The organism is Agarivorans sp. Toyoura001 (genome assembly GCF_005405585.1).
Lineage (GTDB): Bacteria > Pseudomonadota > Gammaproteobacteria > Enterobacterales > Celerinatantimonadaceae > Agarivorans.
In genome coordinates, this window is sequence record NZ_BJEQ01000008.1 from 112,025 (window position 1) to 131,255 (window position 19,231).

General features: G+C 40.8%; 16 protein-coding genes and 1 pseudogene. 6 read left to right on the forward strand and 11 right to left on the reverse strand.

What is annotated here, in order from left to right:
* The first annotated feature begins 152 nt into the window (after positions 1-152).
* Together FFR00_RS11540 and FFR00_RS11545 are read left to right on the forward strand one after the other, a co-directional pair.
* On the forward strand, positions 153-401 hold the full coding sequence (locus FFR00_RS11540) for a hypothetical protein (protein WP_137673553.1): 249 nt from the start codon (positions 153-155) through the stop codon (positions 399-401).
* Positions 402-505: 104 nt separating this feature from the next.
* Entirely contained in the window at positions 506-1,030 is a 525-nt protein-coding gene (locus FFR00_RS11545; protein WP_137673554.1) for a transposase, read from the forward strand.
* A gap of 256 nt (positions 1,031-1,286) precedes the next feature.
* Here FFR00_RS11545 and FFR00_RS11550 read toward each other — a convergent pair whose 3' ends face one another.
* From FFR00_RS11550 to FFR00_RS11580, 6 genes and pseudogenes are all read right to left on the reverse strand, one after another.
* On the reverse strand, positions 1,287-2,084 hold the full coding sequence (locus FFR00_RS11550; RefSeq protein WP_137673555.1) for a hypothetical protein: 798 nt from the start codon (positions 2,082-2,084) through the stop codon (positions 1,287-1,289).
* 237 nt (positions 2,085-2,321) lie between these two features.
* A complete protein-coding gene (locus FFR00_RS11555) occupies positions 2,322-3,293 on the reverse strand; it encodes a hypothetical protein (RefSeq protein WP_137673556.1) in 972 nt (323 codons plus the stop codon).
* A gap of 135 nt (positions 3,294-3,428) precedes the next feature.
* Positions 3,429-4,331: a hypothetical protein gene (locus FFR00_RS11565; protein ID WP_137673558.1), complete on the reverse strand. Its 903-nt coding sequence runs from the start codon at positions 4,329-4,331 to the stop codon at positions 3,429-3,431.
* Between the two features lie 85 nt (positions 4,332-4,416).
* Complete coding sequence (locus FFR00_RS11570; RefSeq protein ID WP_137673559.1) at positions 4,417-5,127, reverse strand: DUF4145 domain-containing protein; 711 nt, start codon at positions 5,125-5,127, stop codon at positions 4,417-4,419.
* A gap of 273 nt (positions 5,128-5,400) precedes the next feature.
* Positions 5,401-5,892, reverse strand: a complete 492-nt coding sequence (locus tag FFR00_RS11575; protein ID WP_137673560.1) for a hypothetical protein — start codon at positions 5,890-5,892, stop codon at positions 5,401-5,403.
* Positions 5,893-6,661: 769 nt separating this feature from the next.
* A pseudogene (locus FFR00_RS11580) lies at positions 6,662-7,566 on the reverse strand (IS4 family transposase).
* A gap of 153 nt (positions 7,567-7,719) precedes the next feature.
* On the opposite strand from FFR00_RS11580, the gene FFR00_RS11585 reads away from it, so the two are divergent.
* Positions 7,720-8,607, forward strand: a complete 888-nt coding sequence (locus FFR00_RS11585; protein WP_137673561.1) for a GIY-YIG nuclease family protein — start codon at positions 7,720-7,722, stop codon at positions 8,605-8,607.
* Between the two features lie 302 nt (positions 8,608-8,909).
* Here FFR00_RS11585 and FFR00_RS11590 read toward each other — a convergent pair whose 3' ends face one another.
* A complete protein-coding gene (locus FFR00_RS11590; RefSeq protein ID WP_137673562.1) occupies positions 8,910-9,971 on the reverse strand; it encodes a hypothetical protein in 1,062 nt (353 codons plus the stop codon).
* Between the two features lie 158 nt (positions 9,972-10,129).
* Between FFR00_RS11590 and FFR00_RS11595 the strand changes: the two genes are divergently transcribed.
* Complete coding sequence (locus tag FFR00_RS11595; protein ID WP_137673563.1) at positions 10,130-11,134, forward strand: hypothetical protein; 1,005 nt, start codon at positions 10,130-10,132, stop codon at positions 11,132-11,134.
* A 78-nt stretch (positions 11,135-11,212) separates the two neighbouring features.
* On the opposite strand, the gene FFR00_RS11600 is transcribed toward FFR00_RS11595, so the two are convergent.
* The gene (locus FFR00_RS11600) at positions 11,213-12,247 is read right to left on the reverse strand and encodes a hypothetical protein (protein ID WP_137673564.1); all 1,035 of its coding nucleotides are present in this window, start codon (positions 12,245-12,247) and stop codon (positions 11,213-11,215) included.
* Between the two features lie 411 nt (positions 12,248-12,658).
* On the opposite strand from FFR00_RS11600, the gene FFR00_RS11605 reads away from it, so the two are divergent.
* Both FFR00_RS11605 and FFR00_RS11610 read left to right on the forward strand, forming a co-directional pair.
* Entirely contained in the window at positions 12,659-13,624 is a 966-nt protein-coding gene (locus FFR00_RS11605; RefSeq protein ID WP_137673565.1) for a hypothetical protein, read from the forward strand.
* 102 nt (positions 13,625-13,726) lie between these two features.
* Positions 13,727-15,643 (forward strand): P-loop NTPase fold protein, encoded by a 1,917-nt coding sequence (locus tag FFR00_RS11610; RefSeq protein ID WP_161985155.1) that lies wholly within the window; start codon positions 13,727-13,729, stop codon positions 15,641-15,643.
* Between the two features lie 406 nt (positions 15,644-16,049).
* Here FFR00_RS11610 and FFR00_RS11615 read toward each other — a convergent pair whose 3' ends face one another.
* The 3 genes from FFR00_RS11615 to mnmE form a co-directional block, all read right to left on the reverse strand.
* Positions 16,050-16,391: a helix-turn-helix domain-containing protein gene (locus FFR00_RS11615; protein ID WP_137673567.1), complete on the reverse strand. Its 342-nt coding sequence runs from the start codon at positions 16,389-16,391 to the stop codon at positions 16,050-16,052.
* A 78-nt stretch (positions 16,392-16,469) separates the two neighbouring features.
* Positions 16,470-17,633 (reverse strand): site-specific integrase, encoded by a 1,164-nt coding sequence (locus tag FFR00_RS11620; protein WP_137673568.1) that lies wholly within the window; start codon positions 17,631-17,633, stop codon positions 16,470-16,472.
* Positions 17,634-17,803: 170 nt separating this feature from the next.
* Entirely contained in the window at positions 17,804-19,168 is a 1,365-nt protein-coding gene (gene mnmE, locus FFR00_RS11625; RefSeq protein ID WP_137673569.1) for a tRNA uridine-5-carboxymethylaminomethyl(34) synthesis GTPase MnmE, read from the reverse strand.
* Positions 19,169-19,231 lie beyond the last annotated feature (63 nt).

Below are 19,231 nucleotides of genomic sequence, written 5' to 3' on the forward strand. Positions count from 1 at the left end.
TAAATTTCCCTTCAAAAAAATATTTTTGAGTAAACGCGACAATTGAGCCAAAAAGTTTGACTACATAAGGTTGGTCTTTTTTCCTCGGCTGCAAATTTGTCAGACATTCAGCTCTTGATTTAATGGCTAGGCACTAAATCAACCGAGGAAATATGATGTTTTCAAACTTAGAGGTAGCTTTACTCGTTGCATGGCTTGATGGTAACGACCTTGCAGCGCGAGATATAGCAGCAATGCTGGATCCTTACGTTATCTACAAATTACCTAAGAAGTATTTACAATCAATCACACCCTTTCCTGACATCGATGAGTTCAATTGTATCGTTGAAATTATTAGTGAAAAGGTAAAGTTAGAGCTGGCTCGCCATCCTAAATTGAATCGAAATATTTCTTCAAATTAGTGAGAGTAACAATAAGGGCTGCTAGGCGGCCCTTGTCGGCGAACAATAAAGTTTGATCAGTTTTCAACTCGTATTTGGACAAAAGTGTGGTTGAGCAGTCACTTGTGAAAAGGTACTTGTTTAACGCCTTTGCACTGGCCAAGGTATGGCGAGGGAGAATGCTGGATGCGATTAACCACCACAAGGCGCTGCCTCTGCCCAGGGCGATACCTGCTAAGTGGGTGGTTGATTGTCGCAACGTAGGTTTTGGACTGCCCGCGCTACAGTACTTATCTCGCTACTTGTATCGCGGTGTATTACCCGATAACGACATCATCAGTACCCATAACGGCCAAGTGAGTTTTAGGTATCAAGATAGCCAAAGCCACACCACCAAAATCCGCACCCTGCCTACCTTGCAATTCTTAAAGCTTATCTTGCAGCATGTATTACCCAAGGGATTACAGCGGGTGAGAGATTATGGTTTCTTGCGGGGCAACGCCAAACAGGTATTGCGGCGCATTCAGTTACTACTGCGAGTGCCTCAACGCGTTAACCTCACCGCGCTCCAAACCGACAACAGCGCGACCCGGCCATGCCCTTGCTGCCAACACCCCATGCACTGCACAGGCATAAGCCGAACGAGCTAGCCGAAAGGCGAACAGTATAAGGATAATGGCAGGGCTTAACACGAGGATGAAAATACACAAAAAATAACAACTTAGCACTACGCCAAACGGGTAAGGGCTTAACGCCGTTGACCCCGTCTTAGCCAAACTCGCCTTGCGAAAACTAACAAGGCCTTGGCCCCGCCAACATCAACACCGTTATTTACTATAGAAGGGAGCATCGGGCTTGTTCAACACCCGAATAGGGTGTCGGCTGCGCGACACCTATTCTTATTCGTTAGCTCCGTCTCTCTAATAACTTTTTGAACTTCTGTATAGCCATTATAATTTCAAAGTAGAAAGGTATAGTTACATACCATGAAGAATTAACGACAACATCATTTTTCAACCTCTTCATTTCTTCTGAGGAAGGGCTACTAGAAGCTAGTTCACTATAGTTAGTATGCAGGACAGAACGAACAGCCCAAAATTGATTCATTTCTAACATTCTAATCTCACGAACTTCAAATGGAAAACTGCTTATTAGTACAAGCACCGATACTACAAGGATTCTGATCACTGCCCCTGTATCTATGTAAATGTGAGGAAAATAAAAACTATGAAGAACTAAGAAAACAACAACGAAGTACATTGAAAACTTGGAAAAAGTGGCAACATAATCTGGAAGCATATTTTTAATTTTAAAAAGGGAGTCATACTCTTTATGTGTTCTTAACATCTCGGCTTCCATGACATAGCTTGATTGAATGCTATCTATATACGGGCGCCTGCGAAGTAGTATGAGCTTCTCGGTGTCAGACAAATGCTGAACTACACTACCAGAAACAATGATGATATTTAGGGGTAAATTACAAATTAGTACGTAGAGTGGACTTCCTAAAACGTAGAGTAGCAGCACCATGGATACCAAAACGAATACTGTAGGGGCAAAGCTTAGTTCATACTGCTTTAGGACGTCCTGTAGTTCACTATATCTGGCTGCATATTGATCAATATGAATTATTATGTTGTCCACGGCAATACCCAGTAAAGGCGGTGAGATTAACTGAACCAATATGTAGCTAATCCAGAACATCAAAACTGGTCGCCATAGAAACGTCCACAGACTTTCTGCGGATGAATATAATTCCGTAAACTTCAATACATCCTCCTAGGAGCTAACGCCTGCTTCATCGGCATATTTAGTTAGCGCTCTTTTTGCGCTTTTGTTGTTCTGCAAAAAACGGATCAACTACAATGTCCCTTGCAAGCGATAGTTAGGTTTGTTCGCAGCAAGTTAGAATCTGGTTTATTAAATAATAAAAAACCTGATTCATTTAACATGTATATATAGTCCAGTGCCATTCTCGCTTTGAGTTCTCTCTAAAGTTAGGCCGAAACCGTTAAACATACTATCAATAACTTTCACTATATCGTCGAATGCATCGTAGCTTTCAATCAACCCTTGCTCATATAATTCTGTAACAATTTTAAAGCTAGCTCCTAATTGATGAAGCGTATCCGATAACTGACTTTCTTTAAGACTCTTAGTGATATTGGGGAAGCAACTTTCTAAGTCGAAACCAAGTGCATCAACACACCCAAAGGCATATGCATACGCATTTGATATAAGCTTAATTCTATTCTTAACAGCTAAGTACATTTCATTAAGTGGAATTAAGCGATGCTGATACTTACTAATTAGAGATTCTATTTCGTTTGGAACTTCCTTGATTATCGTATCCAATTGTTCAAGGAATAGCTCGACTGTTTCATCTGGAGCTGACGATGCCGATTTATAATTAGCCAGATATTCTGACCAAGATCTTTTGGCTGACATTAATAGAGCATCATCATAATCATCAAATAAAAGAGAACCGTCTAGTTGCTCCAAAACATTCTTCTCATGAACATGGATCAACTCATGATGAATTCGGTGTAAAACAACAGGTATGTTGTCTTTTCTAATTTCACACCGACCATCACTATTGAACCACTCATAGAAAAAATTAATGCCGAGTACAAGCGTAAACTCTTCACGAGTACCTTTCGTTACTAATTGTGCTATAGCTATCGCTTGTTTGGATTCGGTAAATGAAGAAGGTGATATATGACCGTATTCCTCGGTCACTTTCTTTAGCGCACTTGCAAAATCGAATGAGATCAATACTCTCTTTAAACCTGTTAAATCAAGTTGGTGCTGCTGATGTAAAGCTTGAATAGCACTCATCACGCTATTACCCAAAGAATTTGCATCTGCTTCATTAGAAAAGTTTTCAAGTGATACAGTAAGATCTGGTTCCATTGCATTCTCCTAAAAACCTAACGCCCAATTAAGGTGTGAGCCACGCTACCACGATACTCAATTGGGACGCCGCAAACACTAGACTTGACCTAAACCAAAAATGCCAAGCGTGGGGAATCACTCTTAAATTGTTTGTTAGCTTAATACCCAAGGAGTTCTGTAAAGTTCATCATAAGACTGTTCATGTACTACCTGAACACCAACACTGTCTAAGAACAAATCTTGCCCTGTTGGTAATGGTTTTCCATTAGCATGAACAAAGTATGCTCTTTTTCTACGTTGAGGGAACTGATTAAAGTACTTTGCTCGTTCTATCAACAACCATCGTAAAAACACTTCGGTTGTATCTAAGCCGAGCCCAATAAAAACTAAGTCGTTATTAAAAACAACGTGCAACCAGCTTTGATAACCTGACCACTCATCAACATTTTTTCCCGAGAACAACCTCGATTCATTTCCTTTATGGATTAATCGTCTAGCCTTCTCGACAGAGCCCATGTAGTGAGACAACCCCAATCGTATGCTTCGACTGTATCTCTGTATTCCATTAATATGCCAGATCGCAAACTCATTAGCGGGATCATGTACTTTATGATCAGAAAAGTAACTTTGCCATGGATAAAAGTCAGTAAAGGACTTTGAATCAAAGTGTGTGATGTCGCTTGTGATATTTGAGGACAATGTTTCCTCAAAGTTTGTTGTAAGTATTGGTACACCCTGAGACTGAGCCCATTTGGAAATCGAGATATGATGATCTTTAGGTGCCCAACTGCTCATTAACTCACAAAACTCTTTTTGTAAGTTGATTTCGACAGACCTCTTCGTTAGATCAAGAGCATCATAAAACTCAGTAAGCGAAATCCCGTCGGGAGCAGACATCTGCTGTGCAGACACACTGTGCTTTTCCCAAAGCTCCAGTAGCATTTTATCCCAAGAGTTATTCCCATCAGCTTTAGTACTGTTATAACGATTAATGCCATTACCAATTACGAGCGCTGGCTTTAGGTTTTCGTCACTTAGGATATCTACTAATTTCAAATTTAACCTCTTATTAAGCTAACGCCTCAATAACCGGCGCAGCTTTGCTGCGTCCGGCGCCGCAGGCGCGAAGTTGATTGACTTGTTAGCTTTGCTCTTCACGCTGCAAATCTTCTGGTTCTCTTCCGGCTTCTTGTAAGAGTGTTAAAACAGAGCCTCTATCGTCATAGAAGTCCTCAAGGATTCGCTGGCAATAATGACGACAAGCTTCTACGTCTTCTTCAGGAATCTCTTGCCATTCATCGTGAAGAACATCATTGCCTAAAACCCTTATTTCGTCATGCGCCCTTCTTTTTCTTGCCTGGGTAATGACGCCATCTTCGGCTGCAGCTTCAATCTGCTGGTATAAATTCTTTTCTTGATTAGTTTTATAACCGTTTGCTCTCATTGTTTTGTCTAGGACTGATCGAAACAAGCCAGCAGCGGCGCGAAAACAATTATTATCAAAACATTCTTCCGCTTCGCGAAACTCATTCGCGATTCCTCGCGGGGTGTCGGCAGGTATATCTAAGCGTTGTTTTGATTCCGGATAGAAATTGGCAAGCCTATTATACGACCCAGGATAATCTTCGTAGTTTTTATAAAGAATTACTCCGTAGGCACCCATCCCACAGCCTGCGCATCTGAATAATCTAAAGTCGCGTTTACAAGTAGTTCGCCAAGGATTGTTATCGGTGGTATCAGTTATTACGCCAATTTCACGCCCACCGACTTGCCACTCAAACGTACTTCTGCCTCCTCGACATCCCGGACAATGGGCAACAATCGATCCTTGTTTTTCATTAAGTTGAGCCATTGATGATTCCTATTTTTTGTGAAGCTAACGCCTGCATTTGCGGCTTGGGTGAAATGGCGACTTTTGTGCGTATTTTTTGCACAAACGGTGACAGTTTACTCAAGTCAGACAAGATGCACTTGTTAGGCAAACTAGCCTCAACTTCATCTGGTGCCGACAAGAATAGCCTTGGCATTACCTTTCTCTTTGAAACTAAGAAGCAACAGGTAAGGAGCTAAAAACATGATCCCGAAATAGCGACAACAATGATAACACCGTCATTTTTCACAGCCATTATTTGTTGTGCATTAAGGTCCATGGATCATCCAAATTGTTAAAATAAATTCGACAGTTTTCTAGCTCTGAAATAGTTCGGAATAGGACGACATAATCATCACACATTTTGTTGGCTGCATTAACAAAATCAACCATCTCATTTCTTAGCATTTTGTGGCCTGTTTTTATGCCAATAAAGTCCCGAAAAACAGCCCCTTTTGGGTAACCGTTTGGGCCCTTTTTTATGTGCTTAGTGGTAGGCACTGAGGACCTTTTTCTGTAGGTGATTTGGCGAAAATAGAAACAATGTCTCTCGAAAACATGATCGCCCACTTTTATCGAAAAAGTTTTGAAATAGATTTCCCTATATCGAAATCGGAAAAGGGGATTGGCCTTTTTGTGCTCCATGAGCGCCTCAAAATTTTCTTGATTGTAAAGAGCTACCCGTTGCAATAGTACCTCCATTGCTATCCGATATTGCGTACTATAAGGCTCAAACAGTTTGTCCATATCTATCTCCCAAAATTACATAAAACTAGGCATAAAAAGCATGTGCAGAAAAACACGAAAAAGCGTGTGCAAAAAACGCCAGAATCACCAATCATTTCACAAAACAATAGGACCAATTTCCCGTGTGCACTTCTCTAAGAAAAAGCGTGTGCAAAAAGCATGTGAAGATCACCAATTCAGCAAACTGCACATTTCACCAAAAATTTCTGATTTGAGGCGAATTGGCAACTATCTAGTCCCAAAACATACATAGTCAAAGTTTTAAAATGTTATTGTAGACGGGTGAAAAATAAATTTTAGTAACTGATTTTCGAACACGTATCGCCCCCTTTGTTGATAACTCTAATTTTTACGACCTGTTTTTTTTCCTCGGTTTTTTGAATCGCAAATATCTGCAATTTGCACTAAACAGCCTTGCTGTAAATAGCTCAATAAGTTCTGCTTCGTTAGCAAAGGGTGGTGCCAAATTCTGGCACCAAAACTGGCGCCAAATTCTGGCACCAAAACTGGCGCCAAATTCTGGCACCAAAACTGGCGCCAAATTCTGGCACCAAAACTGGCGCCAAAACTGGCGCCAAATTCTGGCGCCAAATCAAAGAGTTGATCAGCAAAAAAAATGCATGAATTGACCGAAAAAAAAGCCCGAAAAAATTGGGCTTGATGTGGGCGTTTTGACCGCCTCATTTAACTAGGCGAGCAAAGATGCCTTATAACAAATAAGAATAGGTGTCGCGCAGCCGACACCTTATTCGGGTGCTGGAGGATCCCCTCATAAATCTTTGAGTCCCGAAGAGTGAGTTAACCAGCTATACGCGTTAATTGCCCAGCGTATTCGCTGTTCTGTTATCATATACTCAGGCCTTCGCCGCACTTCTTTTCCGAACCTGACTACCGATAAAACCGTCCGTTCGTGGATGGTATTGGCCTGAAAGTGTCTTTGCCAACCCACTTGCTGTGCTACTAAACCTAACCACCATAAAATGATGTCTGCCAACATTGCTATCAGCAGTAGTTCATCATAGCGGTGCGGGCATCTTGAACGGCTATGGCGCAAACCAAAGCCGTATTGTGGGCTTTTTAAGTCTCGGAAGGTTTTTTCTATTTGCATCCGTTTGGCATACAGTTTTACCACTTGCTTAACGGTAAACAGCTCTGGTGGCAGGTTTGTGGTCAGTACCCAAGGCTCTTTAGCGGAACGATGATAAAGCTTCTTCGCTGAATGGTTATAGCCTGAGCGGCACGAACGCTTATCTTTACGCTGTTTATCCTTAGATTTAAACACGTATAATTGACAAGGCATGGGCTTCTTGCGGGCAATTTTCACCGCACCTATGTAATGCGCCTTACAGCTTGCCGAATCATACAAGGTTTTAGTCAGCGCCCATTGGTCACTGAGCTGATAACACACTTCGCCCCGCAAATCTGCTGAGCATGACATTGATATATGGCTAAACGTTCGCTATTTAAATGATGATTACCGAGCAAACGGGCCATGCGTTTTATGCTGTGTTTGGGTGAAGTACGGCTGGTGATATTCCGCCCTAGTTCGGTAAAGGACAATTTATCGCGAACTAATAGTGATGTAGTGGCAACCATCAGAGAGTTAGGGCGTTTTTTGTGAATATTAGGGCATAGCTCAATAAGCATTTGGTGTAGAATTTGAATTTCGCGCATCCTGACTGCCTCCGTGCAGGTTTGATAGGATTTGTTTTTGGCGAAATTAATTAGATCAAACAACGGGGTGCGCGTCTACTTATATGAATTCCCGAGGAATTATGAGGGGATTCGCTAGATTAGGGCGTTAGGTTTACAGGAAGTTTCGAGAATATGTCTAAGTTTGGAAGAAGTATAAGAATATTTTTAGCTGACGGTAGTCCCACTGGATTGCGCCATGTAGAAATAGCTAACTGGTCAGGTCAAGCTTTAGCTTGTCCACGAAGTCGATTTTCCGAGCTAGGAAAATGGGAAGAGTCAAAACGACCTGGCGTATATTTCTTATTTGAGAATTCTGCGGGTGATAACAATGTTGCATACATTGGTGAATCTGAAGACGTATTTAAAAGACTTGCAGATCATGACCGTAAAAAAGAATTTTGGAATGAGGTAATAATCTTTACAAGTAAAGATGAAAACCTAACAAAAGGTCATATTAAATATCTAGAGGCAAGGCTCGTAGAAATCAGCAAATCAGCTGATAGATATGAATTAGAAAATAGTAATACACCCACAAAATCTAATCTTCCTCGCGCTGACGCTGCTGCAATGGAAGAGTTTGTCGATAATATTCGTATTGTTTTAGGTAGTTTAAGTCATAGAATTTTGGAGTCTGTTTCTTCAGGGGCTGTTCAAACTATTGTCGAGCCAAAAGAAGACTCTCTAGTAAATTATCCATTTAGTTTTAAGGTAAATAAAGTCACCGCACAAGGCAGAATTACTGATGATGGCTTCTTACTTTTACAAGGTTCTCAAATCGCACATAAATCATCACCGAGTATGCCGGGTAAAAATTTACTCATTAAAGAACAAATGATCTCTGATGGTCTTCTAGAAGATAAAGGTAGTTTTTACCTGCTACTCAAGGATAAGTTAATGAGTTCATCTTCATATGCAGCCGCATTAGTTGCAGGCAATAGTCGCAGTGGTCCACAAAGTTGGAAAACTCCTGAGGGTGAGTATTTAAAAGTAATCGAAGAGCGGTTGGTAAGTAAAACCTAACACATATGAGCCTCCGGGTAGGCAATAGGCGAGTGTAGTGGCTAGTTCTTTTCCATGCGAGAAAATTAGCGTTTCCGGTTAGAACAATTATTTTTCAAAACAAAGAAGATCTATTTTCATTATTTCAATGTGCTAGTTTTTTTCACTAGAAAGATTGTCTTCGTTCTATTCAAATAGTCTTCGTTTTAATTTCATCAAAACAACTGTATTGGTGGAAAAATAACGAAGACAAAGTGCTGTTGTAAACCCACGTATTAGAGCCCACCAAGGACTCTAAAAATGAAATTAAAACGAAGACAATCCTAACTAGCGGAATACTTGGACTTAATCCCCGCAACAATTATTTGAGGTCTTCCGTTACGAAATGCTGCCTTTACTTCCAATTCAGCAACGCAGGGAAACAGCATGGTTTCCAGAGTCGGAATCAGAGACTCATCAAAAACCATAGTATCTACTTCGTAACCACTTCTTGAGCGAACCGTGTAATTGCTAGAGCAACTCCCTGATATCACCTTTCCAACTTTAAGTAATGAGATATCAAAATCACGACCTTTTTTACGTGAGTATCCGTATGCGGAACTGTAACCAAGTAAAAGAACTTGGTGCGGTGTGGGGCTAAGAAGCGGGGTGGCTGGTGTGCTAGAGCTTTGCTCAGTTAACTGATAGTGCTCTATCACGGCAGTTTTCAAGCGTAAGTTTGCTGAAGCGATTTCTTCCTCAAGTTCTCTAGATAACTGCTCTTTAATTTCACTATGAGCTGGATGATACGCCCAGCGGCGGGGTGCCTCGTAAAGCACTGCTTTTTCTAAGGTATCCATGTCTTCCATTGAGTTGTGCCCCGACATGTCGATAACTATCATGGAAATTCCGCTTTCAACAACCTTCTCCAGTTTTTCAGGTGAGATATCATTAGTCACGACGACTTCAATGTGTACCTTTTCCCTTTCTGCTATGCAGGTGAGGTCGGGTCGGAAATCGCCACATGCCTGTTCAACAATGACTTCTTTGAAGAGGAGTTTATAAGCATTATCGGTAAATGCTCGCTGGTGTGCTCGGCCAGCTAAGTCGGTGCCTTGGCAGCTGAGCTCAATTTCAGGGGCTACAACATATCGATTATTCTGAATAATTTGTTTACTCAGTTTATGCAGTATCGATTCGTTGCAGTTTTCGCCATTGCTGTCGTAGTGCGCAAAATGGTGGATATTCACTTCACCTTTTTTGGCTATGAGCGTTGAACCACATCCAGGACATACGCAATTACAGTCTAGTCCTCGCTCAACATCTCGTATGTGAACTATTTGTCCTCCTTTCTCCCCAAATGCAGTTTTTAAAGAATCGTTGGTTAGCTCTACTGGGTTCATCATTGTGTTTTCCTCTTATATACATTGATATGTTTGCAAGGTCTTTCCTTGCGGCTCATAGCGATATTCGAAGAAAAATCTGCGCCAAAACAGAGTATTACATGGCAATACCCGGTAATATTGAGTTAATTATCAAGCCTAGAGAGCCCAGCTGAAAAGACATGGAAAAGGAAGCCCTTGAATTAAGTGATGCAATCGAAGTCGCAGAGTATTTCTGGAGTGAATACAGCAATCAAGATAAAGACATGGTGTGTTGGAAGTTGTTTGCAGCATTATTGGAAATGACTCGAGAGTCGCCTGTACTAAAAGCGGAAAAAGTCGATGAGTGTTATTTTACAACTCAAGAGGTGACGGCAAGGCTAGAAGAGTTAGCACATAAAAAAGCCAATTCATACAATGGGAATAGACTTTCTAAAGAGTTTAATAAGCTTCTTGAGAGACTTGAAGAAGTAGAAGTTAGGCTTACTCAGGTTGCTAGAGAACTGGGTAAAAAAGTTATACCTTGGGTTGTCAAAGAGGGGAGTTCTGGAGGGCAAGGTCGCCAAACGCGCTATAAGCTTGTTGCGATAAAGCTGAAAGAAGGTATAGAAGAAGTCGAACCCCACAGCTCGACTTCTCATAAAGGTGAAATCGAATATTATCTTGAATCGAGCCCTAAGCTTCCAATATGGGCTAGATGGATGCAGCATATCAATATGGATAAATACCGACCTTGGGTATTATTGTTTACTACCAGTCCAATCATCTTTGGCTTGATAGCGTTAGCGCAGAGTTATTTTACGGTGTTTGGATTTAACTATTTATACAATAGTTGGATTTTCACTTTCTCAGCTATTTACTCAATTTTGTTCGTCATACTTTTTCGTCATTTCATATCTGCGATTAACTACAACATCGCCGCCCTTCCTGAATGGGCATTGCCCATGCGGTTACGCTCCGCTGTTCTTCAGTATGAACTGAACAAGCCCGGAAGTGACCTGCCGCGTTTGAAGAGTTTGGGGGTTAAGGTGTATTCAGCCAAGTGCCCGATTTGTGGGCATCGTGTTTATATAAAGCCTAGAGGCTTGGTCTTTAAAGAACGGCTGATTGGAGAGTGCGATTTAAACCCAGTTGAGCATAAATATTCTTTTGATTTTACAACGCTGCTAGGCTCGAAAATCAAATGACTCAGAGCTCTAACTGACAACCTATGATTATTTAGCTGCTCAACTGAATTTAATGACTTCTTTAGCTAATCTCGAGCTTTAGCAAAGTTGACGATCTCTGTTTTCATTATAGAGTTGTTGAGCTAGTTCTTTTGCCCTAGCTTTATCTTCTTCGGCTAATTTGGGCAGATTTACTCCCTCATAAATGACGAAAGCAGGGCCATAATCTTCGTCATTATCAGCAAGGCTTTGAGTGAGGTTAAAGCCATACAATTCGGCTAAGTATACCCACTTGTGAGCTTCAAAAGCAGACGCATTTGTATGTGTATCCGCAGCTTCTCTTGACAGTATTTCAAGGCTTTCTCTGTTCCCCTTTAATGCCGCCGGCTCTAGCCAAGTATCGTCACCATAGTCTTCGACCATCCTTTCTTGTGCTTCAATAGAGCCTAACTTTGCTGCAATCTCGCACCATGTCTCACTGTTATCTTCATCATGTTCAACCAGCAGCAAGGCAGTCTTCATGTCAGCGTTTCCACTGAGCCTCATTAAACAAGACTTAAAAAGGTTATATTGATTGAGTTGTTCCTCATAACTATCGGCCCACTCCGCTGCACTGTTTGAAAGTACTTTTCCTGCTAGCTTTTGTTTATACCAATAAGAGCCTGACGGGTCGGGGGACTCACATTCAAGCAGCGCTAACAGTTCTGTTCGGCCATTTTCGATGGCTTCGATAACTGCCTTGACGCTATTGTGATTTAGCGGTGGGTAGTGGCAGTGCTCAAGCTCTTCATAACTTATAAATGAAGTGCCTGTTTCTTCAATAATATGTGTAAGTGTCTCTAGTAGAATTGGAATATTTTCTTTTTGAACGCAAAGATCTCTAGCTCTTTGGATAAATGAGTTAAAGCTTGGCTCAGGAGCATCAGAATACTCATCATGAAAATCTGTTTCTATAACTGTATTTTCGTTGAAGTCTCGGTAGCTGAGAATAATTCCGGCAGTATCCATACTGGCAAGGCTCGAGAACCCGAAATAAGCCGCAATCAATTCATGTGAGTGAGAATGAGCAATACGGATATTGTGATGTTTTTGTGCTTCATTTTTGAAGCTAAAGGCAAGGTGCTTCTTAGACATAAACTGTTCCTCTGTCGACCAGCTCTTACTCAGTTCAAGTGTGTACGTTTAAATTACTGAGCTCGCCAATCAATGTTGAAATAGTTTATTCATTACAAACACTATCGAATAAGGATGTTACTAACGCCTTGTTTTACTCATACACAAGTAGGGTGGGCACCGTTATTTCGTAGTCTAATCAAGCGACTAAGGTTAGTCAATCTAATAGCTAGGTAAAATGACCACGTAGCGCTTTCAATTGAAGCGTCCAAAAGAGATTATTCATCATCAGTTTTAGACCTGTCAAAAACAGCAGAATCAAAGGTTAGTCATTAAACCGAGAGCCAGGTTCCATCGACTGTGGGGTATGCTATTGACTTTATTGCTATTTGGCTTTGTTATTGTGGACTAGATTCGGTGATGGTGGTGTTGATGGACAAATTTGTAGAAGAGTTAAGGGATTGTATTGCTGAGTTCAACGTGTTTCAGAATCACTATCTAAATTTAAATGTTTTCTCGATTTTGTTATATGACTGTCTAGAAGCTGATGGTTACCGGATAAGTCACTGGCATGACTTATATAACCTTTTTATCGGACTGATTGATGACAAAGAGCAATCTTTGGTTAGAGTAACCTCGCTGGAACTTTCTGCTGATACACAAGGAATTTATCCAGGTGGAAAAGTAACAGAGGTGTGTTCAGGTTTGTTTCTTAAGCATTATCACATGTTTGTACAAAACATTGGTTATGTTGCAGAATTAGAGCTCGATCCACCTGAAGATCATAATTATAACTATTGGCTTACTAAGAAGTTTGAGAATACGTTCAGGTTGCTGAACAAGTTGAGCCTTGCGCTTATTGAAATTACTGAAAGTAACGACTCAACTGGAAAATATTCACAAGCCGTTCAAGCGATGAGTCTTAGCGCTCACACTAACCAAGATCTCGAACATACCTTGCAAGTCCTTCTACAAAAAGGGGACTCTATAGCTTTTGCTGATGAAAGGATTAGAAAAGCTATAGGTGATGGCTACTATTTGGAGGCTATTGCACTGCAAGAGAGTCGGATCGCCGATAGACTTTGCTTGAATTTAGGTTTCAATGGCAGACGTGCCCATAAAAAAGCGTTCGCTAACCTTATTGAAGAAAACCAAAAGGAATTACCACATGGCTTACCGGAACAACTGGATAAGTGGCGGCGTGACAGGAACAAGTTTCTACATCAAATGGTTAGGAGCGACTTCCAGCAGAAACAGATTGCAGCTGAAGACTTTCAAAATGGTGCTAAGCAAGCTGCGATAACTGGAAGTGAATTAGTTGAGAAAATTGAGTGTTGGTTTAGATGTCAAGTTTACAGGGAGCAAAACCCTTTTCGGCTGCGCTTTGCTGAAGGCTAGGCGGTAATGGTGAGATTTCACTGGCAGAAATCATGGATAAAGATTCTTAAATGGTGCCTAAAAGTAGTTAATTTATTCGTTGATAATAAGAAAGGAAAACCTGTGTCAGACTTGAACCAAAATGCTCGAAAGTTAATTGAATACTACTGCTCGATGGAAGTTCCTCCTGAGTACGCATTGTTAATAAAAGGCGCTTGGGGGTGTGGTAAGTCACATCTAGTTAAAGATGTCATTGATAGCATGAAAATTGCGAATAACGAATTGAAATTTCTAAGTGTAAGCTTGTATGGCATTAGTGATATTAGTGATATTGAAGCGAAGTTTTTCGAACAGCTACATCCCGTTTTAGCCAGTAAAAAAATGATGTTTGCAGGTCAAATTGCTAAAGGTGTTTTAAAGGGAGCGCTGAAAATTGATTTGGATGGCGATGGTAAGGCTGATGCTACCGCGAATGTTAGTGTTCCTGATATTAATCTGGCTAAATACTTAACTGACACAAAAAAATGTATTTTGGTTTTTGATGATCTCGAAAGATGCTCAATGGACATCCAAATTATTTTAGGCTATATCAATTATTTTGTTGAAAAAGATGGCTACAAAGTTCTTTTGATTGCAGATGAAACTAAGTTAGTCGCACTTTCCGACGCTATTGAGAATTCGAATAAAAAGTATCAAAGCATAAAAGAGAAATTGATAGGTAAAACCGTAGAAGTTGAAGCTGACGTAGATAGAATTTTTGATCATTTCGTCGAGGAGCTTGTATCGCAGCATCATCAGAAATCATTGTATAAATATAAGAAAACCGTCGTTAATAGTTTCAATGAGTCAAACTATAAAAACCTTCGTTCACTTAGAAAGTGCTTTCTCGACCTAGGGTACTGGTTCGGACTGCTGGATAGAGAGGTCATCAATAATGTTGACCTAATGGAACATTTCCTTGCGGTCTTTATCTCTGTTTCTATGGAAGTCCATGCCGGTAGATTATTGCCAAAACAAGTTGCACAGCTTTATGGCATTGGCATCAATTACCTAGCGATGCCTGACGAAGAGCTATCCAATAGGAAAGATGAATTTAAAGATATTAAGGATAAGTACTCTATAACATTTCTAGACTCGATTATTGATATTGGCTATTTGAAACGGTTCTTTGAGGCGGGGTATATTAATGCACTAGAAATAAATTCTGCATTTAAAGAATCAAGATATTTCTCAAAAGAGAATACGCCTGATTGGAAGAAGTTATGGTATTTTTATGAGTTAGAAGATAAAGAGTTTATAGTCTTACAAGAATCTGTGCTTAAGTCCTTTGAAGATCGGGATTTTACGAATCTTTGCGAACTAAAGCATGTTTTGGGTTTATTTTTAATGCACTCAAAAAATAAATTACTAGATAAAACTCCGCAAGAGCTATTGAACGATACAAATGACTATTTAAACGATATTGATAATGAAAAAACTTTTGAAATCAGTGATGAATTGCTTGAAGAACTAAATGGATATGGTTCTTATCAAGGTTTAGGTTATACCTGTAGAGAAGATGCAGATTTCCAATTAATCTCGAATGCGATTAATGAATTTATTCTTCGAATCAAGGTTGTTTCAATGAAGGAAGATGCAGTTAGTTTTGTTGAAGCGATGAATACTGATCCACAAAGACTTATATCATTATTTCGCTGGTCTAATGAGCAAAAGCATTACGCGGACACCCCTATTTTACAGTTTGCTCCAATAGATGCATTTTTTACCGCGTTTCTAAATCTACCTAATGGTGCTAAACGTAGTTTGCTAAGTATTTTTGTAGAACGTTTAAACTATAATTGTGACGTTGAGCATAAGCTTTATCCTGAATTCGTTTGGATGAAATCATTCCATTCAAAGCTTAGTGAGCACTTAGCAAAAGCATCACCATCGGTTTCTAAGGTTGTTATTGAGCATAATGTTAAGTTGCTAAGTGAACGCATTAGTGTTTTAGAAGAGTCTATAGCCCAGAAAAACGCAGTAAATCCAAAGCCCATATAGAAGTTATCGCACACCCAACATATTTAACGTAATCACCCTTATGCATATTTAACCCGGCTCTATGTTAAATCAAGGGCTTGGAGAGCAAGCCCACAATAACTGTAACTGTTGGCCGTCTTGTTATTGGGATTTATTCGTAATTTGGGGGCGAAGTAAGAACGCTGAAGGAGATAAGAAGCCACCATTGATAGTGCAAGTAACGTTTAGCAAACACTCGGGAATTCTTTCTGCTTTGATAGAAGTTGTCCGGCATTGCGGACGTCAACTCTACTTCAGTCATACTTTTGCTTTTCCTGTATGCTTTAGTACAAAGGATCTTTGTAACACGCTTTTGTCCAATAATCACTTAGCGTACGGCAAACCAGCTACAAAGGTTTGTTTAAGTTTAGCTGTAGTTGTTCGTGGCTTACGTGGCCGCTTTTCGCTTAGTTACATGATTTGAAGCTCTTCGCTCTATTTCGCGCCGAGTGGCGATACGGTTGTTCTTTACCCATTCAATGATGTCCTCGCGGTTGAATCTGAGGTGTTTTCCAATTTTTGAATGAGGGATCTCCCGGCTCGAGGTCAACTTATAGATTTGTGCAGATGTCATTGAGAGTAAAATACCGCACTCATTGATATCTAAAATTGGCTTATTAGTTAGGTCAGCTATTTTGGATCTTCTCTCCATTTCAGCGACGCTTGTTCGTACTTTGGTTAGTTGTTCCAGTACCATTTTCATTAGTGCTGCTTCGTTATTTCCTGCCATTAGCGATTACCGATTTATGATTGGTAATCGCTAAAGCCCAAGTTATTTTTAGGATTTGCAGATTTTTTAATAAATTTCCTAAATTATTTTTATTTCAGGAAAAGTAAGCATTGCATCCATGCGCTTTTGCTCGATGATATCGGCATAAATTTCAGTTGTTTTTAGTTCACTATGGCCAAGCAGTCGAGAGACGGCATAGATGTCAATACCACGTGAAAGTTGGATTACTGCAAAAGTATGGCGGCCGCAATGAAAGGTGACGTGCTTACTAATACCAGCCGCTAGGCACCACCTTAACAACTCCACATTAGTGTATGAGGAGTAGCGCAGACCTTTAAAAACACGTTCACTAGATGTCTTGGGCTTTCCCAGTAATTGCTCTGCAGATTTAGGTAGATCTAGGTACTGTAAACTTTTTGCATTGCCATGCGAGAGTTTGCTTTGGTCAAAGGTAATGCGTTTGTGATTTTGAAAGGTTTCAACTTCTGCCCAAGTGAGCTTTTGAATGTCACTCCAACGCATTCCCGTTAAGCATGAAAATAAAAACGCTCTTTTGAGGATAGGGTAACGGCAATCTGTTTGCGCTAGCACTTTGAGCTCATCTTGGGTGAGGTAAACCCTTTTAGATGTTTTTTCTTTAATACTGGCGACTTGCCGCAGAGGGTTTTTGCGAATTACGCCATCTCGATATGCTTCGTTGATGGAAGCCCTGATCTTATTGAAGTAAGTACTTTGAGTATTACGGGACAATACTTGCTCGCTTTTTGTTTTTGCTTCATTCATAAGATAAGTTTTGAAGCCTTCTAACCAGTCTTTATCTAGTTCATCAAAGCTAAGGTCATGCTTTCCGCAATACAACAGCAGGTGCTTACGTGCAGATATCCAGATTGAATGATTGGATCTTGAGGTGGTTTGTTCTTTGATACTAACTTGCTGCTGAAAGTAGTCGATAAAACTGGCCGAACGTTTAGTTCGATCTTCAAAGCCATGCTTTTGAGATTGCCACTCAACGAGCCTTTTACTTTTTATTGCTTCAGCAAGTTGTAGTTGTTCTTTGTTGTGCTGGCGTTGTTGAGAGGTTTTTGGCTGGTCATAAACAAATAAATCTAAGGTTTCGTAGCTGCGCTTGCGCTTATTTGGGGATTCACCTACAGCTTTTACAGTGTAACCATGATCATAAACCAAGCGTAATGAGTGTGTATCATCTACCCTAAGTGCTCGTTTTTGAATAGAAATTTTCATTTTGGACTCCATTTGGGCCCCAATCGGTGCGATTAGCATGTCATGGAGTCCAATTGGGGACCATAATTAGAAAATAACGGAAACTAATGAAAACTAACGAACAGTGAGATCTAATAAAATCAGTAGCTTAGTTGTCGTTGTTTGCCGTTAATTTCCCTTATTTGCCCACTTTACTTTCCGATACAGAAACTGGTGAAAATGCGGCTAAGTAAATCGTCGGAGCTGAACTCACCGGTAATTTCGCTTAAGTGTTGTTGTACCAAGCGCAGTTCTTCGGCCAACAGTTCACCTGCTTGATAAACTTCTAGTTGGGTTTTGCCATTGTCTAAATGTTCTGCTGCAAGTTCGATGGCGTTAAGGTGGCGACGACGCGCCATAAAACCCCCTTCCATATTGCCTTGAAAACCCATGCATTGTTTTAGGTGGTCTTTTAGCTCTGCTAAGCCTAGCTCGGTTTTAGCTGAAATCTTATAAACAGGGTGTCCGTGATCCATTACTACGTCTAAGCTTTCGCCGGTAACATCGGCTTTGTTTCGCACTACCGTCATGCCCATATTGGTGGGTAGCTTCGCCACAAATTCAGGCCAAATTTTTACGGGGTCTAATTCTTCAGTGGTGGTGCCATCCACCATAAACAACACCCGATCAGCATTATTGATTTCTTCCCAGGCGCGCTCTATACCTATTTGCTCTACTACATCGGCATCTTCTCGCAAACCGGCGGTATCGATGATGTGTAAGGGCATGCCATCAATATGGATATGCTCGCGCAATACATCACGAGTCGTGCCGGCTATGTCGGTAACAATGGCGGCTTGTTTGCCCGCTAACGCATTCAGTAAGCTTGATTTACCCGCATTTGGCCTACCCGCAATAACCACACGCATGCCTTCTCGTAATAGCGAACCTTGGCGTGCTTGCGCTTGAACAGTACTTAGCTCATTGATAATCGCGTGTAAGTCGGTTTGAACTTTACCGTCACTTAAAAAGTCGATTTCTTCTTCTGGGAAATCGATGGCAGCTTCTACATAAATACGTAAGCGAGTAACGTTTTCTACCAAGCTGTGAATCTTGTTAGAAAATTCACCCTGTAGCGATTGTAAGGCACTTTTAGCAGCTTGCTCACTGGTAGCTTCAATAAGGTCTGCAATGGCTTCTGCTTGGGCTAAATCGAGCTTATCGTTGAGAAAAGCACGCTCACTAAACTCACCTGGGCGCGCCATTCGCAATCCGTCTATCTGGCTTATTTCTCGGATTAGCATATCAATCACTACTGGACCGCCGTGGCCTTGTAGTTCTAATACATCTTCGCCGGTGAAGGAGTTCGGCCCTTTAAAATACAAAGCTATGCCTTGGTCTAAGGTATCGCCTTGTAGGTTTTTAAACGCTAGGTAGTCGGCATAACGAGGAGCAGGGCATTTACCCAATAATTTTTCTGCCACTTGTTGTGATAAGGGACCGGATACACGAATAATACCTACGCCGCCACGACCAGGTGCTGTGGCTTGGGCCACAATCGTATCATTTGAATTCATGCTGACTCTCTCTGAAATTATGCGTCAAAAAAAATGCCACTCAGTTTTCACTGAATGGCATTT